The sequence below is a fragment of the Coleofasciculus sp. C1-SOL-03 genome (genome assembly GCF_040220555.1).
Classification (GTDB): domain Bacteria; phylum Cyanobacteriota; class Cyanobacteriia; order Cyanobacteriales; family Coleofasciculaceae; genus Coleofasciculus.
Map to the genome: position 1 here is coordinate 42159 of NZ_JAVJUO010000035.1, position 6000 is coordinate 48158.

The 6000-nt window shown below is 45.7% G+C and carries 4 protein-coding genes; all 4 read left to right on the plus strand.

All coding sequences use genetic code 11. The features are described 5' to 3' along the window. Positions 1-3: 3 nt before the first annotated feature. Positions 4-615: a cation diffusion facilitator family transporter gene (locus RIE73_RS05740; RefSeq protein ID WP_446400281.1), complete on the plus strand. Its 612-nt coding sequence runs from the start codon at positions 4-6 to the stop codon at positions 613-615. A 184-nt stretch (positions 616-799) separates the two neighbouring features. Next, the gene (locus tag RIE73_RS05745; protein WP_446400282.1) at positions 800-1408 is read left to right on the plus strand and encodes a TIGR04282 family arsenosugar biosynthesis glycosyltransferase; all 609 of its coding nucleotides are present in this window, start codon (positions 800-802) and stop codon (positions 1406-1408) included. 291 nt (positions 1409-1699) lie between these two features. Continuing rightward, positions 1700-4921: a hypothetical protein gene (locus RIE73_RS05750; RefSeq protein ID WP_446400283.1), complete on the plus strand. Its 3222-nt coding sequence runs from the start codon at positions 1700-1702 to the stop codon at positions 4919-4921. A gap of 45 nt (positions 4922-4966) precedes the next feature. After that, the gene (locus RIE73_RS05755) at positions 4967-5653 is read left to right on the plus strand and encodes a TIGR04283 family arsenosugar biosynthesis glycosyltransferase (protein ID WP_446400284.1); all 687 of its coding nucleotides are present in this window, start codon (positions 4967-4969) and stop codon (positions 5651-5653) included. The last annotated feature ends 347 nt before the right edge of the window (positions 5654-6000 follow it).

Here is a 6000-nt window from a genome sequence, read left to right on the forward strand (position 1 = left end):
TTAATGAGTAAGCTTTATAAAAAAGGACTTTATTTAGAATATTTTACCGTTGGCTATAACAGTCTTGAAGCCATTGCTTCTATTCTTTTAGGCGCGATTAATAATAGTATTGCATTAATTGGATTTGGACTCGATAGTATTGTTGAATCCTTATCAGGATGTATTTTAATTTGGCGTCTCAGCCAGCATCAAAAGCTAACACCGGAAGCTGAAGCCAAAATTGAACGACAAGCTACCCAGTTTGTGGCAATTACATTTTTCTTGATGGCTGGATATATTGGATTTGAGTCGCTGAGAAAGTTAATTAACCAAGACGCCCCAGAGCCATCATTGCTGGGGATTATTCTCGCTATCCTTTCGTTGATTATTATGCCTCTGTTGGCATGGCAAAAAAACAAAGTTGGCAAACAACTCAATAGTCGGGCATTGATTGCCGATGCCAAAGAAACCTTAGTCTGTTCCTTTCTTTCAGTGGCATTATTTTTAGGGTTAGCAGGAAATTACTGGTTTGGCTTTTGGCAAGCTGATCCGTTTGCTGGATTTATTATCGTGTTTTATTTGATTAAAGAAGGCTGGGAGATTTGGGAAGAAGCTCACGAATCTGATGTTGACTGAATCACTATACCATGTCTCTAAATTCAATAAACTCTGGCTCTCCAGGAGTTATGGTGATCAGGAAAAGTTATTGAATTTGGTCAAAGGCTTGCTGGATAAGGATTTTCCTGTTCCCTGTTCCCTGTTCCCTGTTCCCTCCCCTCACCATAAAACTTATTCAGCAGACCCTATTTAGATTAATCGAATGACTCCAGCTACTGTAAACGAAACGCTAATTATTTTCACCCGCTATCCCGAACCGGGAAAAACAAAAACGCGGATGATTCCCGCCCTAGGTGAGGAAGGTGCGGCAAACCTGCAACGCCAGATGACAGAAAATACCCTGGCTAAAGTGAAAAAACTGCAAGCATTTTATCCTGTATCTGTAGAAATTCATTTTGCTGGGGGAAATCAACAACTAATGCAAGCCTGGTTGGGCGCTGATGTGATTTACCATCAACAAGGTGAGGGAGATCTAGGTAAGCGAATGGCATCGGCATTTGAGAGATCGTTTACTGCGGGAATGAAAGGTGTGGTGATTATTGGGACAGATTGCCCTGATTTAGATACTCAAATAATGGCTGAGGCATTTAAATTCTTGGAAACGCAGGATGTAGTATTAGGACCTGCCCAAGATGGGGGATATTATCTAATTGGTTTGCGGCGGTTAATTCCTGAACTCTTTGTGGGAATTAATTGGGGAACCTCGCAAGTTAGACAACAAACCGTTGAGATTGCCGATCGCTTGGGATTAGCGATCGCATCTCTGCCCATACTCCATGATATTGATCGTCCCGAGGATTTGAGCAGGTGAGAACACCCTGTTATTTTGCCTAGAGAAAATAGTTGTTCTCTATCGAGAGACTGATTTTTTTACCCTCAAAGTGTGATTAGATTAGCCCCTATCGCGTTATGTTTAGCGCGAATTGAGCGAAATCATAGGACTATGAGGAGTTTATCTGGCTTTTGCCCGGTGTAAGTCTGCCCTGTTCGGTTAACTTTCCCCTACCCCTGCAAATCGACGCTAGGGGTAGATCGGTCGTTCGTAGTCGGCGCTGTTTGCACTCCCTCCAACCTATGGCTGTTAAAAGGTTAATAGTAGATCGTGAATAACCTAAAAACTCAATCCTTTAGTAGGGTAATCAGTAGCCTTGCCCTTTCCTTGTGCATCTGTAGTCTTTGCACTCCTCACGTTCAGGCGGAAGGAAGCCGCGAATTAACCTCAAGTGGTGGCTTTCGTCCGTTTTTGGACTATCGCAATGACTCGGAGGAGACAGGAAAAATACAGCGCCGGACGGTGATTCAGGTTTATGCTGAGGCAGGTGAGACACTGTACTTGGGTTCCAGTGCGGTGGGCATCGGTCAGGGTACAATTAATTACACCAGACCCAGTGGTACATCTGGCAGTTGCGGCGACACGGGTAAGATTGAAAACCGTGCAGAAGAAGAAATAGGTCCGAATACTCTTTTTTCTGAGGGTTATAGTCCTTGTACCGTGGACGTTGATCAAACAGGGGAGTGGCAAATTAACTTTGTTAGTCCTGATCCTTCGAATACAGATGACCCAAACCCGATCCTCGCCGACGAGGATTGGTCTGAACAAAATCCTCAAGATTCTCAAGATTCTAATGATAATTTCGTAACCGCTTGGGATGTCACCGTAGCTGATGAGGGTAGAGCAATTCAAGGTCGCGCCTTTGCCAATTTTCTGGCGCTGAATATGGGGGATTTTGATGCACCCCTGAGTTCCGAAGCCTACATCCTGACCGACACCGGTTATGTTTACCGCATTGATTTAAACGGTATAGAACCCTTTGGATTCATCTTTTTCTCAAACAATAAAGGATTTAGACGACCCAACGGAAACCCATTTTTCTCCTCTGTTCCCCTAAATCCACCCCCTGATTTCCAAAATCCATTACGCAATCCCGATACTGGTGATGACCGAACCCACAGAATTTTCTTTAATCGACCTGAACCTGGCATCCTAGACACTCCTCCCGAACCCAGTCCTCCTGGGGAGGTGAGGAATTTTCGGTTTATCGGTGATGAGGGTACGCGAGGTCAAGCTGCATCGCCCGGTGGTGGTATCTTTCGGTTCACAGCAACACAGACGGGTAGTTACAGAGTTGTCATTGACTTGACTGGTGATGGCATATTCGGAAACGATGACGGCTCCATCCGAGACAGAATCATCACGGGTCGAGTGACCGAAGGGGAAAATCAAGTGGTTTGGGATGGTTTAGATGGGAATGATAACCCCATACCCGGCGGACCTCAAGGATTCCAGGTTCGCATTAATCTGTTTGCGGCTCAAGTCCATTTTCCGTTTTTAGATGTGGAAGCGAGTCCCAATGGGATTATCCTGGAACGGCTGAATGGTCAAAACAGTCCAGATTTTACCGTTTACTATGACGATAGCCGTTTTAGTGGACCTGGCATTCCTCCTGATCCCCTGGATGCCTCCATCAATGGAGTTGGTCTAGAAGGAATCAACAGCAGTAATGGCGCTCATCGCTATGGTTGTTCTGATGCTAGTAATGAAGAAACTTGCTTTGGCGATGTTAGGGGTATTGACACTTGGGCGTTTTTACCGTCTCGGGATTTTACCTTTACCGATGCTATCGTCGTCGCGGAAGCAGACTTGGCAATTGAAAAACGGATTCGTTCAGACCGAGTGGTTGCCAATGATCTGATTGTCTTCGAGATCACTGTAACTAATAATGGTCCGAATGATGTCATGGGGGCAACCGTAAGGGATGATATTCCTGATACGATTACTGACGTCAGGTGGACTTGTGCGATTACTGACGGTACAGGGAGTTGCGGTGCGGCAAATGGTACAGGTAATGCGATTGATACAACCGTCACACTCGACCCGGAGGCTACTGCTACTTATAAGGTAATCGGCACTCTATCGAGAACGGCTTCCGGAACCTTAACCAATACCGCCACAGTTCCCCTCGGACCCAATAACTCCATAGGAGATGACGTAACTGATCCCAATCCGGATAACAATACCGATACGGTTCAAACCCCCATCGAACGAACCGCAGACTTAAGCCTAACCAAAACAACAACCCCTGATAATCCCGAACCGGGGGACAATGTAACCATCTCCATCACCGTCACCAATGATGGACCTCTCGCCACAACTGATGTGCAAGTTAGGGACGCATTACCAGCCGGATTGAGCTTTGTTTCCGCGACACCCAGCCAGGGAAGCTATGATAACCAAACGGGTGTCTGGACAGTGGGTAATCTGGATAACCAGAGTAGCGCCACGTTGCAAATTGAGGCAACCCTCACCGCAACTGAAACCGTCGTCAATCGGGCGCAAGTGATAGCTTCAGATCGACCTGACCCAGATTCTACCCCAGGAAACAGCATTGCTGGCGAGGATGACCAAGATAGTGTGACGATTCCCTTGCAATTCGTTGACCTCGGCTTGAGCAAAATCGCACGCCCAAACCAAGCCAATGTGGGAGACGAAATAACGTATACGATTACTCTGACCAATAACGATACGAATGAGGCGACTGATGTGGCGGTGACGGAACCCTTACCCCCTGAGGTAACCTTTAGATCGGCAGAAGCGTCTCAAGGCTCATACAATCGCCGCACCGGAATTTGGTCAGTGGGGAACCTAGGCAATGCTAACGACGCTACGTTACAGATTACCACCACTGGAGATATTCCCGGTTCCATTATTAACACGGCGCAGATTAGTGCTTTAGATCAAGATGATCCAAATCCTGGTAATGATCAAGCCAGTGCTGAGGTATTTTTGGCTGGAGAACCACACTTGCTTCTAGTGAAACGGATTACTGAGGTGAGGAGAGATGGACAAGTGATCGAAGGCATTAACTTTGATACGGTTGTAGACGATCCTACTGATCCGGATGATAACGCGATTGGCTGGTCTCAGCTACCAGGGGGAGGGCTTTTAGGCGTTCCGATGATTAGTCCTGATAGACGTTTAGAAAGTGGCGATACTGTGGAATATACGATCTATTTCCTGTCAAATGGTGGCACAGTGGTTAATGGTGTGAATGTCTGTGATCTGATTCCTCAAGGGACAACGTTTATCTCAGATAGTTTTAGGCAAGGAAGCGGAATTGTGTTAAATCAAGACGGGACACCGACACCCCAAAGTAATGCATCAGACCAAGATTCGGGAACATTTTTTCCGCCGCTCAATCCGGTATCAACGCCTTGTGATGAAACCAACAATCCCAATGGCGCTGTGGTTGTCGAGTTAGGCGATATTTCTAGCACCGCTCCCAATAATGTAGGATTGATTCGCTTTCAGGTCAAAATTGATTGAAAATGGGGATTGGGAAATTGGGGAAGGAATTCTAATGTAATGATAATGAAAACTGAAACAATTTCAGTGATTATTCCTGTTTTAAATGAAGCGAATACGATGGTTTCTCTGTTAGAGAGGCTTGTGGATACGAATAATGTGGAGGTTATTGTGGTGGATGGAGGGAGTCAAGATGAAACCGTCAGCGTGGCGCGATCGCGAAATGTCCAGGTTATTTCTACCCCACCTGGTCGCGCCTGTCAAATGAATGCGGGTGCAGCGAGGGCGACGGGTGATATCCTCTTATTTCTCCACGCCGATACCTGTTTACCAGCAAACTTTGATCGTTTAATCCGCCAAGCGCTGCAAGAACCCCAAACCATTGCGGGGGCGTTTGAATTACGCATTGATTCTCAACAGTTTGGCTTGCGTCTCATTGAACGACTGGTGAATTGGCGATCGCGTTTTTTTTCGATGCCTTATGGCGACCAAGCTATATTTTTAAAAGCGACCGTTTTCCATGATATAGGTGGTTTTCCAAATTTGCCAATTATGGAAGATTTTGAATTCATTCGTCGCTTGCAACCGCAGGGACGGATTACGATTGTTTCAGAATCGGTTCTGACATCAGGACGACGATGGGAACGGTTAGGGATAATCAAAACCACCCTCATTAACCAGCTTATTATTTTGGGGTATTTTTGGGGAGTTTCTCCTGACACATTGGTGCGATGGTACAGGGGAAAAGGGTAGAAGAATTATACTCTATCAAATAAAACGGTTTTGCCTATCTTTCAACCACGCTTGTCAATCAAAATTAGTTAAATTCTTCTCGATAGAGAAAAAACCATATAAAATAGCGAGCGAGACGCTCGCACTGTTTTCTGTGTGAGGTAGTTTCGAGTTTTTGGCGGGGGGAACTTCAGATTAAAAATAGAGGCTAGCCTCTATTTTTAAGTATCAGCGACGCCTTTTGAACAACGGGCGTCGCTTTTTTGGTGTTTACACCCAACCTCTAAAGGATTCCCTACTGTTGCCATTGTTCAGTTAGGCTGGATTATGAGGTGTTGAACGGGTATTTTTTGGAGCAGGAGAAGGAA

Coding starts and splice junctions, on each gene's coding strand:
- RIE73_RS05755 (WP_446400284.1), top strand. CDS start 4,967: ATGAAAACTGAAACAATTTCAGTGATTATTCCTGTTTTAAATGAAGCG.
- RIE73_RS05740 (WP_446400281.1), top strand. CDS start 4: ATGAGTAAGCTTTATAAAAAAGGACTTTATTTAGAATATTTTACCGTT.
- RIE73_RS05745 (WP_446400282.1), top strand. CDS start 800: ATGACTCCAGCTACTGTAAACGAAACGCTAATTATTTTCACCCGCTAT.